Source organism: Pseudomonas xantholysinigenes, from assembly GCF_014268885.2.
Taxonomy (GTDB): domain Bacteria; phylum Pseudomonadota; class Gammaproteobacteria; order Pseudomonadales; family Pseudomonadaceae; genus Aquipseudomonas; species Aquipseudomonas xantholysinigenes.
Genome location: NZ_CP077095.1, coordinates 5,507,573 through 5,527,853, shown reverse-complemented (window position 1 = coordinate 5,527,853; position 20,281 = coordinate 5,507,573). Strand labels below are relative to the sequence as shown.

The window sequence follows — 20,281 nt, the reverse complement described above, 5'->3', positions numbered from 1 at the left end:
AGGAGTAAGAACATGCAACACGAAGCTCATACCCACGGTATCGACATGTCGGCCCTGGGCCGCGACAAGCAGAGCCTGCGCCTGGCCGAAGAGACCGTGGCCATCGAAGTACCCGGGCTGTCCCTGTTCTACGGCGACAAGCAAGCGCTGTTCGATGTCAGCATGAACATCCCCAAGCAGCGCGTGACGGCCTTCATCGGCCCGTCCGGCTGCGGTAAGTCGACCCTGCTGCGCACCTTCAACCGCATGAACGACCTGGTTGACGGCTGCCGTGTCGAGGGCGCCATCAACCTGTATGGCAACAACATCTACCGCAAGGGCGAGGACGTGGCCGAGCTGCGCCGCCGTGTGGGCATGGTGTTCCAGAAGCCCAACCCATTCCCCAAGACCATCTACGAGAACGTGGTCTATGGCCTGCGCATCCAGGGCATCAACAAGAAGCGCGTGCTCGACGAAGCTGTCGAGTGGGCGCTCAAGGGCGCGGCGCTGTGGGATGAGGTGAAGGACCGCCTGCACGACTCGGCCCTGGGCCTGTCCGGTGGCCAGCAGCAGCGTCTGGTGATCGCCCGCACCATCGCCGTGGAGCCGGAAGTACTGCTGCTCGACGAGCCATGCTCGGCGCTGGACCCGATCTCGACGCTGAAGGTCGAAGAGCTGATCTACGAACTGAAATCCAAGTACACCATCGTTATCGTGACCCACAACATGCAGCAGGCGGCCCGGGTTTCGGACTACACCGCGTTCATGTACATGGGCAAACTGATCGAGTTCGGTGATACCGATACCCTGTTCACTAACCCGGCGAAGAAGCAGACCGAAGACTACATCACCGGTCGCTACGGTTAACGGCGCCTTTGGCGCAGCTGCAAGCTTCAAGCTACAAGCCTCAAGAAAGAGCGGTTAGCGCGGAGCCGGAGAACGACACGAACTACTTGAAGCTTGCGGCTTGAAGCTTGCAACTTCGCGGAGCGAACGATGATCAACAAAGAAAGCCTTACCCACCACATCTCCCAGCAGTTCAACGCCGAACTCGAGGAGGTGCGCAGCCACCTGCTGGCCATGGGCGGGCTGGTCGAGAAACAGGTGAACGACGCCGTCACCGCGCTGATCGAGGCCGACTCGGGCCTGGCCCAGCAGGTGCGCGAGGTCGACGAACAGATCAACCAGATGGAGCGCAACATCGACGAGGAGTGCGTGCGCATCCTCGCCCGTCGCCAGCCGGCGGCCTCCGACCTGCGGCTGATCATCAGCATCTCCAAGTCGGTGATCGACCTTGAGCGGATCGGCGACGAGTCCACCAAGATCGCCCGCCGCGCCATCCAACTGTGCGAGGAAGGCGAGTCGCCGCGCGGCTATGTCGAGGTGCGCCACATCGGCGACCAGGTGCGCAACATGGTCCGCGACGCGCTGGACGCCTTCGCCCGCTTCGACGCCGACCTGGCATTGTCGGTGGCGCAGTACGACAAGACCATCGACCGTGAGTACAAGACCGCGCTGCGCGAGCTGGTCACCTACATGATGGAAGATCCACGCTCGATCTCCCGCGTGCTCAGCGTGATCTGGGCCCTGCGTTCGCTGGAGCGCATCGGCGACCACGCACGCAACATCTCGGAGCTGGTGATCTACCTGGTGCGCGGCACCGATGTGCGCCACATGGGCCTCAAGCGCATGAAAGCCGAGGTGCAGGGCGAGGCATTCGATGAGGGTGAAATCGCTAATGTTCCGGCTGAACCGGACGATAAATAGGATTGCTCCCGAGCATGAACGCCCGGCAACCGCCGGGCGTTTTCGTTTGCGGTCGAGCACCAGCAGGCACCCGCGAACCGTGTGAGAAGTCCCGGCGTGACCAGTGGTTTGGCAAATGGCCATCAGTCGGCGGTATGCTAGCCGGGATTCAAGAGGAGTATCGATGAGTAAAGTCAATGTACTGGTTGTGGATGACGCCCCGTTCATCCGCGACCTGGTGAGGAAGTGCCTGCGCAATGCCTTCCCGGGCATGGTGATCGAGGATGCGGTCAACGGCCGCAAAGCCATGGCCATGCTGAGCAAGGAACGTTTCGACCTGGTCCTGTGCGACTGGGAGATGCCGGAAATGTCCGGCCTCGAACTGCTGACCTGGTGCCGCCAGCAGGAAGAGATGAAGACCATGCAGTTCATCATGGTGACTAGCCGTGGTGACAAGGAGAACGTGATCCAGGCCATTCAGGCCGGCGTCTCCGACTTTGTCGGCAAGCCGTTCACCAACGAGCAGCTGCTGACCAAGGTAAAGAAATCCCTGACCAAGATCGGCAAGCTCGACAGCCTGGTGGCCAGCGCTCCGGCCCGGGTCAACTCGGCGTTCGCCAACGACTCGCTGAGTGCCCTGACCGGCGGCCGTCCGGACGCCGCCAAGGTTGCAGCCCCAGCCGTGGCCGCCGCGCCTGCGACCAAGCCGCTGATCAACGCACCGACGCCCAGGGCCGCCGCCGCCTCGGCGCCGAGCGGCCGTGGCCAAGGCCAGTTGCGCCTGGCCAGCGGCACCCAGCCGTGCGTGATCAAGGCCCTGAGCCTCAAAGAGGCGCTGCTGGTGGTGCGTCGCAGCGCTAACCTGCCGCAGGTGCTCGAAGGCGCGGTGCTTGACCTGGAGCAGGGCGAGAACGCCGAGACTGCGCGGCTGAACGGCTACCTGCACGCCATTGCGGCATTGGAGCCCAAGCCCGAGAGCGACTGGTTGCAACTGACCTTCAAGTTCGTCGACCAGGATGCGCAGAAGCTCGACTACCTGTCGCGGCTGATCGCCCGCGGCACCGCGCAGAAGCACTTCACGCCCGGGGCCTGATGGCCCCTGGATTGGGTAGGTGGGCGTGAACCCTGTGGGAGCAACTGTCTTGCTCAACTGCTAAAGCTAGCGCGGTCGCTGTGGGAGCGGCTTCAGCCGCGAACACCTGCGTAGCCGGTGCCAGACACCGCGTCGCTTGCTTCGCGGCGGTGCGGTGGTCCGACAAGCCCGCTCCCACAGGGATCAATGCTCTCTGCTTGATCCTCTGAAACTTCCGACCAACTGTCACAACTTGTCTTTATTCGGGCTGCTAGGCTTCGACAGAACACAACTGTCAAAAAGCCACCATCATGCCGCCCGCCCGCCTGCTGCTGTTCTGTGCCTTGCTCACGGCCTCGGCGTCGAGCCTGGGCATGACCATCTACAAGACCACCGACAATTTTGGCGTGGTTTCCTATTCCGACCGCCCCAGCCCCGGCGCCAAGGCCTTCGTGTTTCGCGAGCCGATGGTCGAGCGCCTAGACGGCCAGGTTCGCCTGCAAACTGAAGCATTTGCCGGCGGCGTGCGCTTTGTCGCGCGTAACGAGCTGTTCGTGGCGATGGAGGTGGAACTGCGGATCGAGCGCCTGGCCAACGCCCAGGGCGGCAATGCGCCACGTATCGTACGACGCCTGGTGCCCGCGCGTTCGACCCAGGTGCTCAGTGTGGTGCAGACCCGCCAGGGGGCCCGGCTGAAGTACGACACCAAGTTCCGTTATGCCATGGGCGATCCGGGCCAGCGCCCGCAGGGCTACCGCTACCCGTTTCCGTGGAAGGGCGGGCCGTTTCGCCTGAGCCAGGGGCCCAATGGCCGTTTCAGCCACTTCGGGCCAAAGGGCCGCTATGCCATGGACATCGCCATGCCCGAGGGCACACCGATCATTGCCGCCCGCGGCGGGGTGGTGGTGAAGATCGAGAACAACCAGAGCGGGCGTGGCACCAACCCGTCGGGTAATTTCGTGAGGATCCTGCACCCTGACGGCACCATGGGTGTGTACCTGCACCTGATGCGCGGGTCGGTGGTGGTGGGCGAGGGGCAACGGGTGGTCCAGGGGCAGGCGCTGGCCAAGTCGGGCAATACCGGCAACAGCAGCGGGCCGCACCTGCATTTCGTGGTGCAGCGCAATGTGGGGCTGGCGCTGGAGTCGATCCCGTATCAGTTCGACCGGCCGATTGGTGGGTTGCCGGATTTCACTGCCGGCAACCCTTGAGGCTTTTGCGGCCCGTTCGCGGCACAAGGCCGCTCCTACAGGGGAATGCGATCTACTGTAGGAGCGGCCTTGTGCCGCGAACGGCTGCAAAGCAGCCCCAGGGATATCAATCGAGCTTGAGCACCTTGGCCAGCACGATCTTCGGCCCTTTCATCTTCTTGATGATGATGCGCAGGCCTTCGACCTCCAGCACTTCCTCTTCCTCGGGCACCCGCTTGAGGGTCTCGTAGATCAACCCGGCGAGGGTCTCCGCCTCGATGTGGTCGAGGTCGATGCCCAGCAGGCGCTCGACCTTGAACAGCGGCGTATCGCCCCGCACCAGCAGCTTGCCGGGCTGGTAGGCGAGGATGCCGCGCTCGGTCTTGCGGTGTTCGTCCTGGATGTCGCCGACCAGGACTTCCAGCACGTCTTCCATGGTCAGGTAGCCGATGACCTTGCCGTCGGCTTCCTCGACCAGCACGAAGTGCGCGCCACCCTTGCGGAACTGCTCCAGCAGCTGGGACAGCGGCATGTGCCGGGAAACACGCTCCAGCGGGCGGGCCAGGTCTTCGAGGTCGATGGTCTCGGGCAAGTGATCCAGCTCGGCCAGCTCCAGCAGCAAGTCCTTGATGTGCAGCAGGCCGGTGAATTCCTCGCGCTCGGCGTCGTACACCGGGTAGCGGCTGAACTTGTGCCGGCGCAGCAGCGCGAGGATTTCCTTGAGCGGCGCGCGGGCATCGATGCTGACCATGTCCTCGCGCGAGTTGGCCCAGTCGACCACTTCCAGCTCGCCCATTTCCACCGCCGAGGCCAGCACGCGCATGCCCTGGTCGCTCGGATCTTGGCCGCGACTGGAGTGCAGGATCAGCTTGAGCTCCTCGCGGCTGTAGTGGTGCTCATGGTGCGGGCCCGGTTCACCTTGCCCGGCGATGCGCAGGATGGTGTTGGCGCTGGCGTTGAGCAGGTAGATCGCCGGGTACATCGCCCAGTAGAACAGGTACAGCGGCACGGCGGTCCACAGCGACAGCAGCTCGGGTTTGCGGATCGCCCAGGACTTGGGCGCCAGCTCGCCGACCACGATGTGCAAGTAGGAAATCACGAAGAAGGCGACGAAGAACGAGATGGCCTTGATCAGCTCGGGGGTGTCGACGCCGAAATAGGCCAGCAGCGGCTCGAGCAGGTGGGCGAACGCTGGCTCGCCAACCCAGCCCAGGCCCAGCGAGGCGAGGGTGATGCCCAGCTGGCAGGCCGAGAGATAGGCGTCGAGCTGGTTGTGCACCTTGCGCAGGATGCTGCCGCGCCAGCCATGCAGCTCGGCGATGGACTCGACGCGGGTGGCGCGCAGCTTGACCATGGCGAACTCGGCGGCAACGAAGAAGCCGTTGAGCAGCACCAGGAACAAGGCAAAGAGAATCATGCCGAAATCGGCGAACAACGAGGTGAGGCTGATACCAGGGGAAGGGTCCATGATGGGGTTTTTACGGGGTCCGTCTTTGAGAATGGGAGAAAAAAAGTGCCAGCGATGGCTGGCACAGGGGATCCAATGTAGCGGCTGAGGCCGTAAAAGCAAAGGGCTGCACAGCAGCCCCTGGGTTTCAGCCCTTGTTCGCCGCCAATTGTGCCGGGGCAAAATGACAGGTGAAGGTGCTGCCATGCCCCGGCACGCTGCTGATCTCCAGGCGCCCGCGATGGCGCATCAGCACGTGCTTGACGATTGCCAGGCCGAGCCCGGTACCGCCGGTGTTGGAGGCGCGGCTGGAGTCGACCCGGTAGAAGCGTTCGGTGAGACGCGGCAGGTGCTTGGCATCGATGCCCACCCCCGAGTCCTGCACGCTCAAGTGCGCGCCCTGTTCGTCGGCCCACCAGCGGATGCGAATGTTGCCCTCGTCCTGGGTGTATTTGACCGCGTTGAACACCAGGTTGGAAAACGCGCTGCGCAGCTCCGATTCGCTGCCCTTCAGGCGTATGCCGGGCGCGGCCTCCAGGGTGATGCGCTGGTTGCGCGGGCCGGACAGGGCCTGGGCGTCGTTCTTGATGGCGCCGAGCAAGGTGTCGACCAGCACCGGCTGGTTGTCCGACGGGTAGTCGGTGGCCTCGAGCTTGGCCAGCAGCAACAGGTCGTTGAGCAGGGTCTGCATGCGTGAACCTTGCGCGCTCATCTGTTGCAGGGCGCGGCCCCAACGCGGGTTCACGTCCTCGACGTTGTCCAGCAGGGTTTCCAAGTAGCCGGTGATCACCGTCAGCGGTGTGCGCAGCTCGTGGGAAACGTTGGCGACGAAGTCCTTGCGCATCTGCTCGAGCTGGTGGATGCGGGTGACATCGCGCACCAGCATCAGGTGCTCGTTGTTGCCGTAGCGGGTCAGGTGCAGTTGCACGCGCAGGCGGTCGTTGATCGGCGAGGGGATCTCCAGCGGCTCGGCGTAGTTCTCCGACTCGAAGTACTCCTTGAACCGAGGGTGGCGCACCAGGTTGGTCACCGGCTGGCCGCCGTCCTGCGGCGTCTTGAAGCCCAGCAGGGTCTCGGCGGCGCGGTTCCACCATTCCAGGTTGCCGTCGCTGTCGAGCATGATCACCGCGTCGCGCAGCGCTGCGGTGGACTCCTGGACCCGGTCGATCACCGCCTGCAGGCGGCCGCGCACACGCTGGTCGCGGCGCTGCAGGTGGTAGATGCTGTCGAACACTTCGCCCCACAGGCCGTAGCCATCGGGCGGGGCTTCATCGGGCTGGTGATTGCGCAGCCAGTCATGTAGGCGCAGCAGTTGCTTCAGCGTCCAGGCCAGGTAGAGCGCCAGGCCGATGGCCAGGCACCAGCCGTAGTAGCCGCTGACCAGCCCACCGATCAGGCAGGCGGTGATCAGCAGCAGCAGGTGGCGAATCAGGGTCGCGTGCCAGTTCTGGTTCAATTACGGATCCTTCGGGTCCAGCTGCAAGTTGCAAGCTTCAAGCTGCAAGTAGAAGCGGATCGGTGGTGCTGATAGTCCTTTGGCGAGCCTGACGCTACGAGCTTTTACTTGCAGCTTGCAGCTTGGGGCTAGCTCTTGGTCGAGAAGCGATAGCCGGTGCCGCGGACGGTTTGTACCAGATTTTCGTAGGCTTCACCCAGCGCCTTGCGCAGGCGCCGGATGTGCACGTCGACGGTGCGTTCCTCGACGTAGACGTTGCCGCCCCAGACCTGGTCGAGCAGTTGCCCACGGGTGTAGGCACGCTCCTGGTGGGTCATGAAGAACTGCAGCAGGCGATATTCGGTGGGGCCCATTTCGGCAGGCTTGCCGTCGATGGTCACGCGGTGGCTGATCGGGTCGAGCAGCAGGCCGCCGACTTCGATCGGTGCTTCGCTGTCGCTCGGGCCGGTGCGGCGCAGCACGGCCTTCAGGCGCGCGACCAGTTCGCGGGGCGAGAACGGCTTGGTGATGTAGTCGTCGGCACCGACTTCCAGGCCCTGGATCTTGTTGTCCTCTTCGCCCTTGGCGGTGAGCATGATGATCGGGATGTCGCCGGTCAGCTCGTCGCGCTTGAGGCGCCGGGCCAGCTCGATGCCCGAGGTGCCCGGCAGCATCCAGTCGAGCAGGATCAGGTCCGGCTTGCGGTCGACGATGATGGCGTGGGCCTGTTGCGAGTTCTCGGCCTCGAGGCAGTCATAGCCAGCCATTTCCAATGCAACGGCGATCATCTCGCGGATAGGCGCTTCGTCGTCGACGATCAGAATGTTTCTGCCAACCATGCTCAATTACCTCTCCCAGGAACGATGTCTTGGCCCGCATTAGATAACGGAATTATTGCAGCTGTGTGACAGGTCATGGGCGACTCTGGCGACATTGCGTGTCTGGACTAGGCTACAAAGGGCCGCCGCGGCGGCACTGCGAACTCTTCCACTCCCGAAACAATGGTGATTCCAATGACACGACATACGCTGAGCTGGATGGCCCTTTGCGCTGCGCTGGCAGTGCCGGGGGTGGCGTCGGCTCATCACGCCATGGAAAAAGATGGCATGTGGGTCGATCACGACGGCATGACCCTGTACACCTTCGACAAGGACGCCGGTGGCAAGTCCATGTGCAACGGCGAGTGCGCCAAGAACTGGCCACCGCTGATGGTCAAGAAGGACGACGAGGCACCGAAGGACAAATGGACCCATGTCACCCGCGACGATGGTTCGATGCAATGGGCCTACGACGGCAAGCCGCTGTACACCTTCGTCAAGGACAAGAAGGCCGGGGAGACCACCGGCGATGGCATGAAGGACGTCTGGCACGTGGCCAAGCCTTAGCCGTAGGCACCAAGCCTGTGGGAGCGGGTTCACCCGCGAAGGCGGTAGTGGCAGCACCAGCGCATTCGCGGGCAAGCCCGCTCCCACAGAGGCCATGCCAGCCTCAAGGCCGATGAGCTTCAGCGCAACGCGTAATCCAGCACCACGCCGATAAAGATCAGCATCCCCGCCCAATGGTTGTGCAGGAACGCCTTGAAGCAGGCGTCGCGGTCCAGCGTGCGCGTCGACCAGAACTCCCAGGCAAAGCACGCCAGCGCCGCCAGCAGCCCCAGGTGGAACCAGCCGCCCAGCTCGAAGCGATTGCCGGCCAGCAGCAGGCAGCCCAGCGACAGCAATTGCAAGGTCAGGATGATGACCCGGTCGGCCTCGCCGAACAGGATCGCCGTGGACTTCACGCCGATCTTCAGGTCGTCGTCGCGATCGACCATGGCGTAGTAGGTGTCGTAGCCCACCGTCCACAGCAGGTTGGCGATGTACAGCAGCCAGGCGCTGGCCGGCAGCTCGCCGCCTGCGGCGGTGAAGGCCATGGGGATGCCCCAGGAGTACGCGGCGCCCAGTACCACCTGCGGGTAGTAGGTATAGCGCTTCATGAACGGGTAGCAGAATGCCAGGGCCACGGCGCCGAACGACAGCCACACGGTCGTGGCGTTGGTGCACAGCACCAGCAGGAAGCTCACCCCCACCAACGCCGCGCACAAGGCCAGGGCTTCGCGCGGCCTGACCCGGCCACTGGCCAGGGGCCGGTCGGCGGTGCGCTTGACGTGGCCATCGACCTTGCGGTCGGCGAAGTCGTTGATGCAACAACCGGCGGCGCGCATCAGTACCACGCCGAGGGCGAAGATCAGCACGTTTTTCACGCTGGGTGCGCCGTTGCCGGCGATCCACACCGCCACCAGCGTCGGCCACAGCAGCAGGTAGATGCCGATGGGCCGGTCCATGCGGCTGAGCTGGATGAAGTCCCAGGCCCGGGGGTGCAGGCGATTGAGCGACTTGAGCAGGTTCAGGTACATCAGCGGTTCTCCTCCTTGGCCGCGTGCCACAAGGTGGGCAGGAACACCTCGGCCACCAGCAGGTCGAGGCCATCACGCTCAAAGCGCGAGCGCCGCCCCCAAAGCCCGGAATGGGCGGCCTCGGCGGGCAGCCAGGCCTGTGGATAACGGCACACCTCGATAGGGTGGCGGACGAATGCCTGGTCACAGAACAGCAGCTCGCCCAGCGAACGGCTGCCCAGGGTTTCCAGGTCCAGCCCGCCGCGCTCCAGCGCCGCGCGGCTGGCCACGCTGCGGGCGAATACCCACGGCTGGCCATGGCCACGCAGGTAGACCTCGCGCACCCAGCCTTGCGCGCCCGGCGCCAGTCCGAGAGCGGCGCATTCATCGGCACGCAGCCCTTGCCAGCCTTCGAACAGGGGCGTGACGCTGAAATGGTCGTGAGAGAGGCGGGTCAGGCGGCGGGTGAGGGAGCCTTCGTCGAACAGCCAGTCGAGAGTCGGCTGGTCGAGGGTGTTCGCCAGCTGTGGATACGGCAGCCACGCGACAGCGGCTGCTTGCGGGGTTTCGTACGGCACGTGGGTATGCTTGAGACAGGCCAGAGAGGCGGCGAGCTTAGCATGTTTGCCCTTGCTGCTTGCATCCTGCCAGCAGGGCCAGTAAAAAAGCCCCCACGAATTGCGCGGTGGCCCCTTCACGAGTATGGCTCGCGCCCCCTGTGGGAGCGGGCTTGCCCGCGAAAGGGCTATCAGCGACAACACAAAGCCTGAGCCTGTACCGAGGAAAAGAAGCGATGAAAAAGTGGCAATGTATTGTCTGCGGCCTGATCTACGACGAGGCCCAAGGCTGGCCGGACGACGGCATCGCCCCTGGCACCCGCTGGGAAGACGTACCGGAAGACTGGCTGTGCCCTGACTGCGGCGTGGGCAAGAGCGACTTCGAAATGATCGCCATCGGCTGATCGCACCCCCAAGTTCTGAAGAAGGAATGCACGACATGACGTCCCCTGTGGTGATCATTGGCACCGGCCTGGCCGGTTACAACCTGGCGCGGGAATTTCGCAAGCTCGATGGCGATACGCCGCTGCTGTTGATCACCGCCGACGATGGTCGCTCGTATTCCAAGCCCATGCTGTCCACCGGTTTTGCCAAGCAGAAGGACGCCGATGGCCTGTGCATGGCCGAGCCGGGAGCCATGGCCGAGCAGCTCAAGGCCGAGATCCGCACCCATACCCGCATCAGCGGCATCGATCCGGGCCACAAACGCCTGTGGATTGGTGAGGAAGCGGTCGAGTACCGCGACCTGGTGCTGGCTTGGGGCGCACAGACCGTGCAGGTGCCGATCGAAGGCGATGCGAGCGAGCTGGTCTTCCCGATCAACGACCTCGAGGACTACGCCCGTTTCCGCGCAGCGGCCACCGGCAAGCAGCGGGTGCTGATCCTTGGTGCCGGCCTGATCGGCTGTGAGTTCGCCAATGATCTGACCCTGGGTGGCCTGCAGTGCGAGGTGGTGGCTCCTTGCGAGCAAGTCATGCCGACCTTGCTGCATCCCGCCGCTGCCGCTGCGGTGCAGGCTGGCCTGGAAGGGCTGGGCGTGCGCTTCCACCTCGGCCCGGTGCTGACCCGCCTGCAGCGGGCCGGCGCGGCGCTCGAGGCGCAGTTGTCCGATGGCAGCGTAGTTGGCTGCGACCTGGTGGTCTCGGCCATCGGCCTGCGCCCACGCACCGACCTGGCTGCTGCGGCGGGCTTGCAGGTCAACCGTGGGGTGGTGGTCGACCGCCAACTGCGCACTTCCCACGCCAATATCTTCGCCCTGGGCGACTGTGCTGAGGTCGACGGCATCAACCTGCTGTACGTGATGCCATTGATGACCTGCGCCCGCGCCCTGGCCCAGACCCTGGCCGGCAACCCGACCACGGTCAGCTACGGGCCGATGCCGGTCACGGTGAAAACCCCGGCCTGCCCGCTGGTGGTGTCGCCGCCACCTGCCGGTCACGACGGCACCTGGATGGTGGAGGGCGTGGGCGCCGACCTGAAAGTGCTCTGCCACGGCGCGGATGGGCAGTTGCTGGGCTACGCCCTGACCGGCGGCGCGGTCATGGAAAAACTGGCGCTGAATCGACAGTTGCCGGCCCTGATGGCGTAAATAGCGGGCGTTCTGTCGGAATTATCCTGTTCTTGCCGCGACAATGGCCGCCCAGATACTGGCGCGGCCCTGGCCGGCGTGCCATCCTCACTGACGTCTACCCCAGGCTAGAGCCTGCGGTGCCTTGAACGCTGCTCCTTTCGGCAGCACGGCATAACAACAAGAAATCCCGTCAAAGAGGCTTCACTATGCGTAAACCAGAACTCGCCGCCGTCATCGCCGAAAAGGCCGATCTGACCAAGGAAAAGGCCAACCAGGTCCTCAACGCGATTCTCGATAGCATCACCGGCGCGCTCGACAAGGACACCGTCACCCTGGTTGGTTTCGGCACCTTCGAAAAACGCCACCGTGGCGCTCGCACCGGCAAGAACCCGCAAACCGGCCAGCCAGTGAAGATCAAGGCCAGCAACACCGTTGCCTTCAAACCTGGCAAGAACCTGCGCGACAGCGTCAACGCACCGGCCAAGCCCGCCAAGAAAAAGTGATTCCCCTCAACGGTTCAAACGGGCGCCCTGGTGGCGCCCGTTGCGTTTCTGGGGGGAAATGCAGCGAACTTGCATAAATAGACCAAGAAACGGATAAACTGCCCGACTCAGTCACTTTTCATTCGAGGCGTGTTGATGAAGTTTCGTTTTCTTCTCTGGGCCATGGGTTGGCTGATGGCCAAGGCCAGCCGCAACAACCCGGCGTTCCAGCAGCAGCTGCAGGACAAGGACCTGGTGTTCCAGATGCAGACCCTGGACGGCAAGGTGGCCCGGCACTTCATCGTCAAGGACCTGCGCATCAGCAGCCACGGCGGCCTGCATCCACAGCCGGCCTTCGCCATCGCCTTCAAGGACGCCGCCTACGGCTTCGCCACGCTGCAGGCGGGCAACAAGCAGCTGGCGTTCATGCAGGGGATTCAGGAGAAGAACATCCAGATCAAGGGCAATCCGGCGTTGGTGATCTGGTTCCAGGGCTTGATGAAGTACCTCAAGCCGAAGAAGAAGGGCTGATATACAACACAGAACAAAGCGCCTGTGGGAGTGGGTAAACCGCTCCCACAGGAGGGCTGCATCAATGTGACGTGTGGAACTGCGACGCCAGCTCGCGCAGCAGCGCCTCGGCCTCCAGCACCTTGTTCACCACTTCATCGGCCTTGTCCCGGGTCAGCCCCAGGCGTTCGAGCAGGGCGTCGGGAATCTCGTCCTGTGGCCCCGAGCCGATGCCCCGCGAGCGCAGCAGGCGGATCGCCAGGCACACCAGGTTGGGGAAGGCCGAATACTCACCGTCGTACGCCGGGTCGTGCTGGAAACGCAGGGCCGTGGACAGCTCGTCCGGCATGTCCCACAACTTCATCAGCCAGGCACCGATCTGCTCGCGGCTGATACCCAGCAGATGTTGCTCCACATAGCTGTGGCACAGGTGTGGGTTGACCTCCAGGTGCCGGCAGATCAGCGAGAAGTGCGGCGGGAAGACATGCGCCAGCAACAGGTAGCCGAAATTGTGCAGTAGCCCGGCCAGGTAGGTCAGGCCGGCTTCCGGGCGCTCGGCACGCGGCATGGCGCGGGTCAGGCCCTCGATCACAGCGGCGGTGTAGATCGATTGCTGCCAGTACGGGGTGGCTTGCTGCGGGTGGTCCTTGGGCAGACTGAGCGTTTTGCCCAGGGCCAGGCCCAGGGCCAGGTTGATCACCAGGTCAAAGCCCAGCACGCGGACGATGGCGTCTTCCACCGAGCGGATCTTGCCGGGCGAGGCATAGTAGGGCGAGGCGGCCCAGCTGACCACCTGCGCGGCCAGGGCCGGGTCGGTCTCGACCACGCCGGTGATGTCGTCGATGCTGGCGTTGGGGTCGACGCGCAGCTTGATGATCTTCTGCGCGGTGTCGGCCAGCGGCGGGATCTCAATGGTCTGTTCCAGGCGCTGCTGGATGCGCCGGGCAGTGAAGGCCTGGACGGCGCGGATGACTTCCTTGGGTGGGCCGTCCAGTTGTTCGAAACTGAGGCGAATATCGCTGATCGGCTGGCCGAACGTGCTGGCGCTGGCCTTGGCCAGCATCTTCTTGAAGGCGGTGCGGCCGATTTCCAGGAGCAGGCCGGCTTCACCGGACTGGATCAGCAGGGTCTCGTTGTCGAGCAGGCTTTTCTCGTACTGGCACGGCGAGCTGGTCAGCGCCGGGATGGCGGGCAGGGTCTTGAGGTGATGCTTGTCGAGCATCTGCTTCAGACGCGCTAGCGGCACGGCGGTCAGCTTGCGGCCGGTGAGTTCCTCGAGGCGCTTGAGGTCCAGCAGTTGGCTGTGCGGGAACAGCACCATCAGCGCGCCGATCTCGTCGTCGAGCAGCACGGCCTGGACCCGCGAGGCGGCTGGCAACCCCGGGTGCTCGGGCACCTCGCGGTAGGTCACGCCAAGTTTGTCGAGCAACAGCCGGATGACAGACGGTGCGTGTGGGGTTGCGGTATCCAGGGCAACTTCAGTCATGGTCTGTATCCATTGATTCTTTTAAACGCGAAGTATAACCAGCCTGACCGGCAAGCTGGATCCATTATGGGACGGGCGTCACACCTGGCCATATTGCTGGCCGTGGCGCAGCCAGCGGTCGAGCAGCGGGCTGACATGCGCCGGCCAGCGCGCCAGCAGGGCCTGGGCGGCATCGCGCACGGCCGGCAGCAGGTCGGCGTCGCGCATGAGGTCGGCGACCTTGAACTGTAGCAGGCCGGTCTGGCGGGTCCCGAGCATCTCGCCGGGGCCGCGCAGCTCCAGGTCCTTCTCGGCGATGACGAAACCGTCGTTGGTTTCCCGCATGATTCCCAGGCGCTCGCGGCCAATCTGCGACAGCGGCGGATGGTAGAGCAGCACGCAGTGGCTCACCGCGCTGCCCCGGCCAACCCGGCCACGCAGCTGGTGCAACTGGGCCAGGCCCAGGCGCTCGGGGTTTTCGATGATCATCAAGCTGGCGTTGGGCACGTCCACGCCGACTTCGATCACCGTGGTGGCTACCAGCAGTTGCAGGGCACCGGCCTTGAACTCGGCCATTACCGCGGCTTTTTCCGCGGGCTTCATGCGCCCATGGATCAAGCCCACGCGCAGCTCGCCCAGGGCGCTGCCCAGCTCCTCGTAGGTGCTTTCGGCGGCCTGGCAGGTCAGTTCCTCGGACTCTTCGATCAGGGTGCACACCCAGTATGCCTGACGCCCTTCGGCACAGGCGGCGCGGACGCGCTCGACCACTTCGAAGCGGCGGCTGTCGGCAACCAGCACGGTGTTCACCGGGGTGCGGCCAGGCGGCAGCTCGTCGAGGATCGAGGTGTCGAGGTCGGCATAGGCGCTCATGGCCAGGGTGCGTGGGATCGGCGTGGCGGTCATGATCAATTGGTGCGGGCACAGTTGGCCCATCACACCCTTCTTGCGCAGGGCCAGGCGCTGCTGCACACCAAAGCGGTGCTGTTCGTCGATGATCGCCAGGGCCAGGTGCTTGAACTGCACTTCGTCCTGGAACAACGCGTGGGTGCCGACCACCATCGGCGCGCCGCTGGCGATCTGTTCCAGGGCGCTGGCGCGGGCCTTGCCCTTGAGTTTGCCGGCCAGCCAGGCGACTTCGATACCCAAGGGCTCGAGCCAGCGCTTGAAGGTGATGAAGTGCTGTTCGGCGAGAATCTCGGTGGGCGCCATCAGTGCCACCTGGTAGCCGGCTTCCAGGGCCTGCAGGGCGGCCAGCGCGGCGACCACGGTCTTGCCGGCGCCGACGTCGCCTTGCACCAGACGCATCATCGGCTCGGGCTGGCTGAGATCGTAGGCAATTTCGTTGCCGACCCGCTGCTGGGCGCCGGTCGGGCTGAAGCCGAGGTTGGCCAGGTACTGTGCCGGCAGGCGCGTGGCCTTGGGCAGTACCGGCGCGCGCAGGGCACGCTGGCTTTCGCGCAGACGCTGTTGCGACAACTGGTGGGTCAGCAGTTCTTCGAAGGCCAGGCGGTGCTGGGCCCAGTGATGACCTTCGGCGAGTTCGTCGAGGTCGGCATCGGCCGGCGGGTTGTGCAGGTAGCGGATGGCGTCGCTCAGCGGCGCCAACTGGTAGTCGCGGGCCAGCTCATCGGGCAGCCAGTCGGGCAGGCTGCGCGGCCCCAGTTGGCCGAGGCTTTGCTGGCACAGCAGGCGCAGGCGCTGCTGGGTCAGGCCCTCGGTGGTCGGGTAGATCGGCGTCAGGGTCTGCTCCACCGGTGGAGGGGCTTCGTCGCCGTTGAGGGCGCGGTATTCCGGGTGGTAGATCTCAAGGCCCGAGGCGCCGGGGCGGGCTTCACCATAGCAACGCAGGTGGGTACCCCGTTTGAGGCCTTCCTTCTGCGCGTTGCTGAAATGGTAGAAGCGCAGGCTCAGCGAGCCGCTGCCATCGCCCAGGCGTACCACCAGGCTGCGGCGCTTGCCCATGGTCACATCGGCACCGCTGACCACACCCTCGATCACCGCGTCCTGGCCCGGGCGCAGCTGGCCGATGGGCACCACGCGGGTGCGGTCCTGGTAGCGCAGCGGCAGGTGGAACAGCAGGTCCTGCAGGTTCTCCAGGCCGACCTTGGCGAGTTTCTCCGCCATGGCCTCACCTACGCCCTTGAGCGCGGTGACCGGGACGTTCGACAGCTCGGTCATGGGCTCAGGCCGGTTGTTCCACGGGTGGCTTGGCTACCGAGCAGAGGCGGATCGAGTCGGCGAGGATCTCGATGGCCTTCGGCCGCGGGAAGCTGGCGCGCCAGGCGATGGCGACGGTACGGAACGGCGCGGGCGCGGTCAGTGGGCGCACTTCGATCACTCCCGGCGCGTAATGGTGGCTGTGCACCGCCGACAGCGGCAGGATCGACACGCCCAGGCCCGAGGCGACCATGTGGCGGATGGTTTCCAGCGAGCTGGATTCGACCGTGGTGTGCTTGGCGCCTTCGCCACCCTTGTTCAGGGTCGGGCAAGCCTCCAGCACCTGGTCGCGGAAGCAATGGCCTTCGCCCAGCAGCAGCAGGCTCTTGTCGTTGAGCATGGCGGTGTCGATGGTGTCCTTGGCGGTCCACGGGTGGTCGGCCGGCATCAGCGCACAGAAGGGCTCGTCGTACAGCGGCAGGGTCAGCACATCGGCTTCGTTGAACGGCAGGGCGATGATCACTGCGTCCAGCTCGCCATTGCGCAGTTTCTCGCGCAGCACGTGGGTGAAGTTTTCTTCGATATACAGCGGCATCTGCGGCGCGACCCGGTGCAGCTGGGGGATCAGGTGCGGGAACAGATAGGGGCCGACGGTATAGATGGCGCCGACCTTGAGTGGCGCGGTGAGCTGGTTCTTGCCTGCCTGGGCCAGCTCGCGAATGCCTTGGGCCTGCTCGAGGACTTTCTGCGCCTGGGCGACGATGGTCTCGCCGACCGGGGTCAGGCGCACGGCGCTCTTGCTGCGTTCGAAGATCAGCACGCCGAGTTCATCCTCGAGTTTCTTCACGCCCACCGACAGGGTCGGCTGGCTGACGTGGCAACGCTCGGCGGCGTGGCCGAAGTGCTGCTCTTGCGCGAGGGTGACGATGTAGCGGAGTTCGGTGAGGGTCATAACGTGCGTCCATGAAGTTGCGGCCCCAGCATAGCGGCTGCAATCGATAGACGCACGTTATCAGACTTGCCGTTTTGTGACAGAAACAAAAACGTCAGCGTCGGTCCAGCGAGTAGACGAACGGCGCGACGACTTCGATCGTGCCATTGTTCAGCAGCTCTGCTGGTGGCTTGGGCACCGTGCCGGCGCGGCGGATCATCTCCAGGGTCGCTCGGTCCAGCGCCGCGCTACCGGAACCACCGGCCAGCGAGTACGAAACCACCTTGCCCTCGGCGTCGACCACGAAGCGCAGGCGGTTGATGCCCTGCAGCCCGCGACGGCGAGCGTCCTCGGGGTACTTCTTGTACTTGGCCAGGTGGCGCAGCAGGTCGCTCTGCCAGCTCGGCAGGGCATTGCTGTTGGACGCGATGCTCGGCTGCGGCGCCGCCGACTTCTGCGGTGGCGAGTTGCTGGGCGGCGTGTCGGCCACCTCGTCCTTGGCCGGGGGCTCGTCCTTCGGCGGTTCAAGCTTTTTCTCGGGCTTGGGCGGCTGGGGCTTGGCCTTGGGCTTGGGCGGCTTGGGGATGGCGATCTTCGGCTTGGGCGCCTCGGCCAGTTTCGGCAGCGGCGGCTCCTCGACCGGCGTCGGTGGTTTCGGCGCGGCCTTTGGTGGTGGCGGCGGTGCGGGCTCGGGCAGTGGCGCCAGTTCGACCATCATCGCTGCCGGCGGCAGTTCGAGGGCCTGGGGCACCGACCAGTTGAGCGTCAGCAGCACGGCGACCACGTGCACACCCAGCACGAGGGCCAGGCTGCCACCGTAGCGCGCCATGTTCGAGCGCGTTTTCGTCATTTCTTGGCTGCCGTCTCGAGTCCGACCAGGCCGACCTTCAAGTAGCCGGCGGCGCGCATGGTGTTCATCACTTCCATCAGGTCGCCGTAGTCGACGCCCTTGTCAGCCTGGAAGAAAATGGTGGTTTCCTTATCGCCCTTGGTCTTGGCATCGAGCATCGTGCCAAGCTGGTCGGGCTGGGCCACCTGGTCATCGCCGACATAGAGCTTCTTGTCGGCCTTGACGCTGACGAACACCGGCTTCTCGGGCCTCGGCGCCGGCTTGGCGGTCGAGGCGGGCAGGTCGACCTTGATGTCGACCGTGGCCAGGGGGGCGGCGACCATGAAGATGATCAGCAGCACCAGCATCACGTCGATGAACGGCGTGACGTTGATTTCGTGGTTTTCGGCGAGGTCGTCGCCACCTTCGTTGAGATGCAGGCCCATGGCTTACCCCACTTTCACCATGTGCGGGGCGGCGCGCTCGCTGCCCTGGTGGTCGAGGTCGCGGCTGACCAGCAGCAGCACCTGAGCGGAGGCATCGGACACCTGCGCCTTGTAGCCAGCGATGGAGCGGGCGAAGACGTTGTAGATGACCACGGCCGGGATTGCAGCGACCAGGCCCAGGGCGGTGGCCAGCAGGGCTTCGGCGATGCCGGGGGCGACCACGGCGAGGTTGGTGGTCTGGGTCTTGGCGATGCCGATGAAGCTGTTCATGATGCCCCACACGGTGCCGAACAGACCGACGAACGGCGCGGTGGAACCGATGGTGGCCAGCACGCCGGTGCCGCTGCTCATGGTGCGGCCGCTGGCGGCCACCAGGCGCTCGAGGCGGAAGCTGACGCGTTCCTTGATGCCTTCTTTTTCACGGGCGTTGGCCGACAGGCGCATTTCCTCGAGGGCGTCATGCACCAGGGTGTGGGCCAGGGTGCCTTCCTTGTTCGATACCTCGCTGGCTTCTTTCAGGCTCACCGAGCGTTTCAGCGCGGCGATCTCGCCACGCAGGCGACGCTTGGCGCCCATCAGCTCGAAGCCTTTGGCGATCCAGATGGTCCAGGTGATGATCGAGGCGATGGCCAGGCCGATCATCACGGCCTTCACCACCACGTCGGCGTTCTTGTACATGCCCCAGGGCGACAGGTCGTGGGCCATGCCCAGCGAAGTGTCCTCGACCATGGCCGGCACGTTTTCGTCAGTGGCGGCTGGCGCCTGGCCTTCGGCCGGAGCGCTGGCATCGGCCGGCGCGCCGATAGCTGCCTGGCCTTCGCTGGCTGGTGCAGCCGGGGCGCTTGCGGCAACCGGGGCGACGGCCTGGGCGGTGGGCTCTTCGGCCATGGCCATCGGCGCCAGGACCAGGCTGAGCATCAGCGCGGCGACGGCGCCCCAGGCGCGCGACGGGGTAGGCGAAGCGGAAGGTTGATTACGTGTCATGCTGGCCGGACCTGATGAAGAGAAATGGGTTGAGTTCTTCAAGGCCTCGAAACAGGCCGAGAACAGACAAGGCCGCCATTATTGCAAGTAATTCTTGTTAACAAAAGAATTGAGATTGCTTTTTTTAACCTTTGTCTAGCCACTGATCGGTTGATCCGGTTAGCGTGGACCTTTGGATTTGGAGTTGGATGATGTCGGACCTCAGTGCATTGATCGTAGGTTGTGGCGATGTGGGAGGCCGTCTGGCGCGCCAGTTGCTGGCCCAGGGATGGCAGGTCGCGGGGCTGCGTCGGTCGGTGGACGCGTTGCCTGCCGGGGTGCGGCCTATCGCCGCCGACTTGTCCGATCGCCGGCAACCACAGGCTTGGCCTGAGCGCGCACCCGACTATCTGGTCTATTGCGTGGCGGCTAGCCAGCACGACGAAGCGGGGTACCGGGCGGCGTATGTGGAGGGCTTGCGGCATGTGCTGGGTTGGCTGAAGGCCAACGACCAGTACCCACGCCGATTGCTCTTTGTCTCCAGCAGCAGCGTGTATGCGCAGCAGGACGGTGAGTGGATTGCCGAAGCGGCGGCCACCGAGCCCGAGGGCTATTCCGGCAAGGTGATGCTCGAGGCCGAGCGGTTGGCGCTGGACAGTGGCATTCCCGCGACGATCGTGCGTCTGACCGGCATTTATGGCCCGGGGCGTGAGTGGCTGTTGAGCCAGGTGCGCCAGGGCTATCGTGTGGCCGAGGAGCCGCCACTGTACGGGAACCGCATCCATGCCGAGGATGCCGCCGGCTTGCTGGCGCATCTGCTACGGGCCGATGCCCAGGGCGTGGCGTTGGACGACTGCTATATCGGCGTCGATAACGACCCGGCGCCGTTGGCCGAGGTGGTGGCCTGGCTGCGCGAGTACCTGGGGGTTACCCAGTGGTCGGATGAGCAGCGGGTGCGGCGGACCGGTAGCAAGCGTTGCAGCAATGCGCGGGCGCGGGCACTGGGCTGGGCGCCGACATATCCGAGTTATAAAGAGGGGTATGCCGCCATTCTTGAGGGAAGAAACTAACCTTCAGGCTTGATACGTCCCTGTAGGAGCGGCCTTGTGTCGCGAAAGGGCTGCAACG

Annotated in this window: 21 protein-coding genes; 10 read left to right on the top strand and 11 right to left on the bottom strand. The window is 64.7% G+C overall.

Features of this window, described 5'->3' with window-relative positions:
- Positions 1 to 12: 12 nt before the first annotated feature.
- From pstB to HU772_RS24525, 4 genes are all read left to right on the top strand, one after another.
- Positions 13 to 846: a phosphate ABC transporter ATP-binding protein PstB gene (pstB, locus tag HU772_RS24540; protein ID WP_186652982.1), complete on the top strand. Its 834-nt coding sequence runs from the start codon at positions 13 to 15 to the stop codon at positions 844 to 846.
- A gap of 129 nt (positions 847 to 975) precedes the next feature.
- Positions 976 to 1,746 (top strand): phosphate signaling complex protein PhoU, encoded by a 771-nt coding sequence (phoU, locus tag HU772_RS24535; protein ID WP_023630537.1) that lies wholly within the window; start codon positions 976 to 978, stop codon positions 1,744 to 1,746.
- Between the two features lie 163 nt (positions 1,747 to 1,909).
- Positions 1,910 to 2,818 carry a response regulator gene (locus HU772_RS24530; protein WP_186652984.1) on the top strand — a complete coding sequence of 303 codons (909 nt, stop codon included), beginning with the start codon at positions 1,910 to 1,912 and terminating at the stop codon, positions 2,816 to 2,818.
- A gap of 290 nt (positions 2,819 to 3,108) precedes the next feature.
- The gene (locus HU772_RS24525; protein ID WP_186652986.1) at positions 3,109 to 4,008 is read left to right on the top strand and encodes a peptidoglycan DD-metalloendopeptidase family protein; all 900 of its coding nucleotides are present in this window, start codon (positions 3,109 to 3,111) and stop codon (positions 4,006 to 4,008) included.
- A gap of 106 nt (positions 4,009 to 4,114) precedes the next feature.
- On the opposite strand, the gene HU772_RS24520 is transcribed toward HU772_RS24525, so the two are convergent.
- The 3 genes from HU772_RS24520 to phoB all read right to left on the bottom strand — a co-directional run bounded on the left by HU772_RS24520 (position 4,115) and on the right by phoB (position 7,708).
- Entirely contained in the window at positions 4,115 to 5,455 is a 1,341-nt protein-coding gene (locus HU772_RS24520) for a hemolysin family protein (protein WP_186652988.1), read from the bottom strand.
- 127 nt (positions 5,456 to 5,582) lie between these two features.
- Positions 5,583 to 6,890 carry a phosphate regulon sensor histidine kinase PhoR gene (phoR, locus tag HU772_RS24515; RefSeq protein WP_186652990.1) on the bottom strand — a complete coding sequence of 436 codons (1,308 nt, stop codon included), beginning with the start codon at positions 6,888 to 6,890 and terminating at the stop codon, positions 5,583 to 5,585.
- Positions 6,891 to 7,018: 128 nt separating this feature from the next.
- Positions 7,019 to 7,708, bottom strand: coding sequence for a phosphate regulon transcriptional regulator PhoB (phoB, locus tag HU772_RS24510; RefSeq protein WP_003253341.1), 690 nt, complete (start codon positions 7,706 to 7,708; stop codon positions 7,019 to 7,021).
- A gap of 174 nt (positions 7,709 to 7,882) precedes the next feature.
- On the opposite strand from phoB, the gene HU772_RS24505 reads away from it, so the two are divergent.
- Positions 7,883 to 8,254, top strand: coding sequence for a COG4315 family predicted lipoprotein (locus tag HU772_RS24505; RefSeq protein WP_102684594.1), 372 nt, complete (start codon positions 7,883 to 7,885; stop codon positions 8,252 to 8,254).
- 119 nt (positions 8,255 to 8,373) lie between these two features.
- Here the strand turns inward: HU772_RS24505 and ubiA are convergent, their stop codons facing one another.
- Positions 8,374 to 9,264, bottom strand: a complete 891-nt coding sequence (ubiA, locus tag HU772_RS24500) for a 4-hydroxybenzoate octaprenyltransferase (RefSeq protein ID WP_186652992.1) — start codon at positions 9,262 to 9,264, stop codon at positions 8,374 to 8,376.
- Entirely contained in the window at positions 9,264 to 9,821 is a 558-nt protein-coding gene (locus HU772_RS24495; protein ID WP_186652994.1) for a chorismate--pyruvate lyase family protein, read from the bottom strand. The genes ubiA and HU772_RS24495 overlap by 1 nt, the downstream gene beginning before the upstream one ends.
- 215 nt (positions 9,822 to 10,036) lie before the next feature.
- Between HU772_RS24495 and HU772_RS24490 the strand changes: the two genes are divergently transcribed.
- From HU772_RS24490 to HU772_RS24475, 4 genes are all read left to right on the top strand, one after another.
- Entirely contained in the window at positions 10,037 to 10,204 is a 168-nt protein-coding gene (locus tag HU772_RS24490; protein ID WP_028689962.1) for a rubredoxin, read from the top strand.
- Positions 10,205 to 10,239: 35 nt separating this feature from the next.
- Positions 10,240 to 11,388: an NAD(P)/FAD-dependent oxidoreductase gene (locus HU772_RS24485; RefSeq protein WP_186653008.1), complete on the top strand. Its 1,149-nt coding sequence runs from the start codon at positions 10,240 to 10,242 to the stop codon at positions 11,386 to 11,388.
- A 188-nt stretch (positions 11,389 to 11,576) separates the two neighbouring features.
- Positions 11,577 to 11,873 carry an HU family DNA-binding protein gene (locus HU772_RS24480; protein WP_050707543.1) on the top strand — a complete coding sequence of 99 codons (297 nt, stop codon included), beginning with the start codon at positions 11,577 to 11,579 and terminating at the stop codon, positions 11,871 to 11,873.
- Positions 11,874 to 12,008: 135 nt separating this feature from the next.
- Complete coding sequence (locus tag HU772_RS24475; RefSeq protein WP_186653011.1) at positions 12,009 to 12,383, top strand: helicase; 375 nt, start codon at positions 12,009 to 12,011, stop codon at positions 12,381 to 12,383.
- A 61-nt stretch (positions 12,384 to 12,444) separates the two neighbouring features.
- Here the strand turns inward: HU772_RS24475 and HU772_RS24470 are convergent, their stop codons facing one another.
- The 6 genes from HU772_RS24470 to exbB form a co-directional block, all read right to left on the bottom strand.
- Positions 12,445 to 13,848, bottom strand: coding sequence for an aminoacyl-tRNA deacylase and HDOD domain-containing protein (locus HU772_RS24470; protein WP_186653014.1), 1,404 nt, complete (start codon positions 13,846 to 13,848; stop codon positions 12,445 to 12,447).
- 78 nt (positions 13,849 to 13,926) lie between these two features.
- Entirely contained in the window at positions 13,927 to 16,005 is a 2,079-nt protein-coding gene (gene recG / locus HU772_RS24465) for an ATP-dependent DNA helicase RecG (RefSeq protein WP_186653017.1), read from the bottom strand.
- Between the two features lie 4 nt (positions 16,006 to 16,009).
- Positions 16,010 to 16,936 carry a hydrogen peroxide-inducible genes activator gene (locus HU772_RS24460; RefSeq protein WP_186653019.1) on the bottom strand — a complete coding sequence of 309 codons (927 nt, stop codon included), beginning with the start codon at positions 16,934 to 16,936 and terminating at the stop codon, positions 16,010 to 16,012.
- A gap of 94 nt (positions 16,937 to 17,030) precedes the next feature.
- Positions 17,031 to 17,765, bottom strand: a complete 735-nt coding sequence (locus HU772_RS24455; RefSeq protein WP_186653022.1) for an energy transducer TonB — start codon at positions 17,763 to 17,765, stop codon at positions 17,031 to 17,033.
- Positions 17,762 to 18,190: a TonB system transport protein ExbD gene (gene exbD / locus HU772_RS24450; RefSeq protein WP_186653025.1), complete on the bottom strand. Its 429-nt coding sequence runs from the start codon at positions 18,188 to 18,190 to the stop codon at positions 17,762 to 17,764. The genes HU772_RS24455 and exbD overlap by 4 nt, the downstream gene beginning before the upstream one ends.
- A gap of 3 nt (positions 18,191 to 18,193) precedes the next feature.
- Complete coding sequence (gene exbB / locus HU772_RS24445) at positions 18,194 to 19,174, bottom strand: tonB-system energizer ExbB (RefSeq protein ID WP_186653027.1); 981 nt, start codon at positions 19,172 to 19,174, stop codon at positions 18,194 to 18,196.
- 191 nt (positions 19,175 to 19,365) lie between these two features.
- Here exbB and HU772_RS24440 point away from each other — a divergent pair, with 191 nt between their 5' ends.
- Positions 19,366 to 20,223, top strand: coding sequence for an SDR family oxidoreductase (locus HU772_RS24440; protein WP_186653029.1), 858 nt, complete (start codon positions 19,366 to 19,368; stop codon positions 20,221 to 20,223).
- Positions 20,224 to 20,281 lie beyond the last annotated feature (58 nt).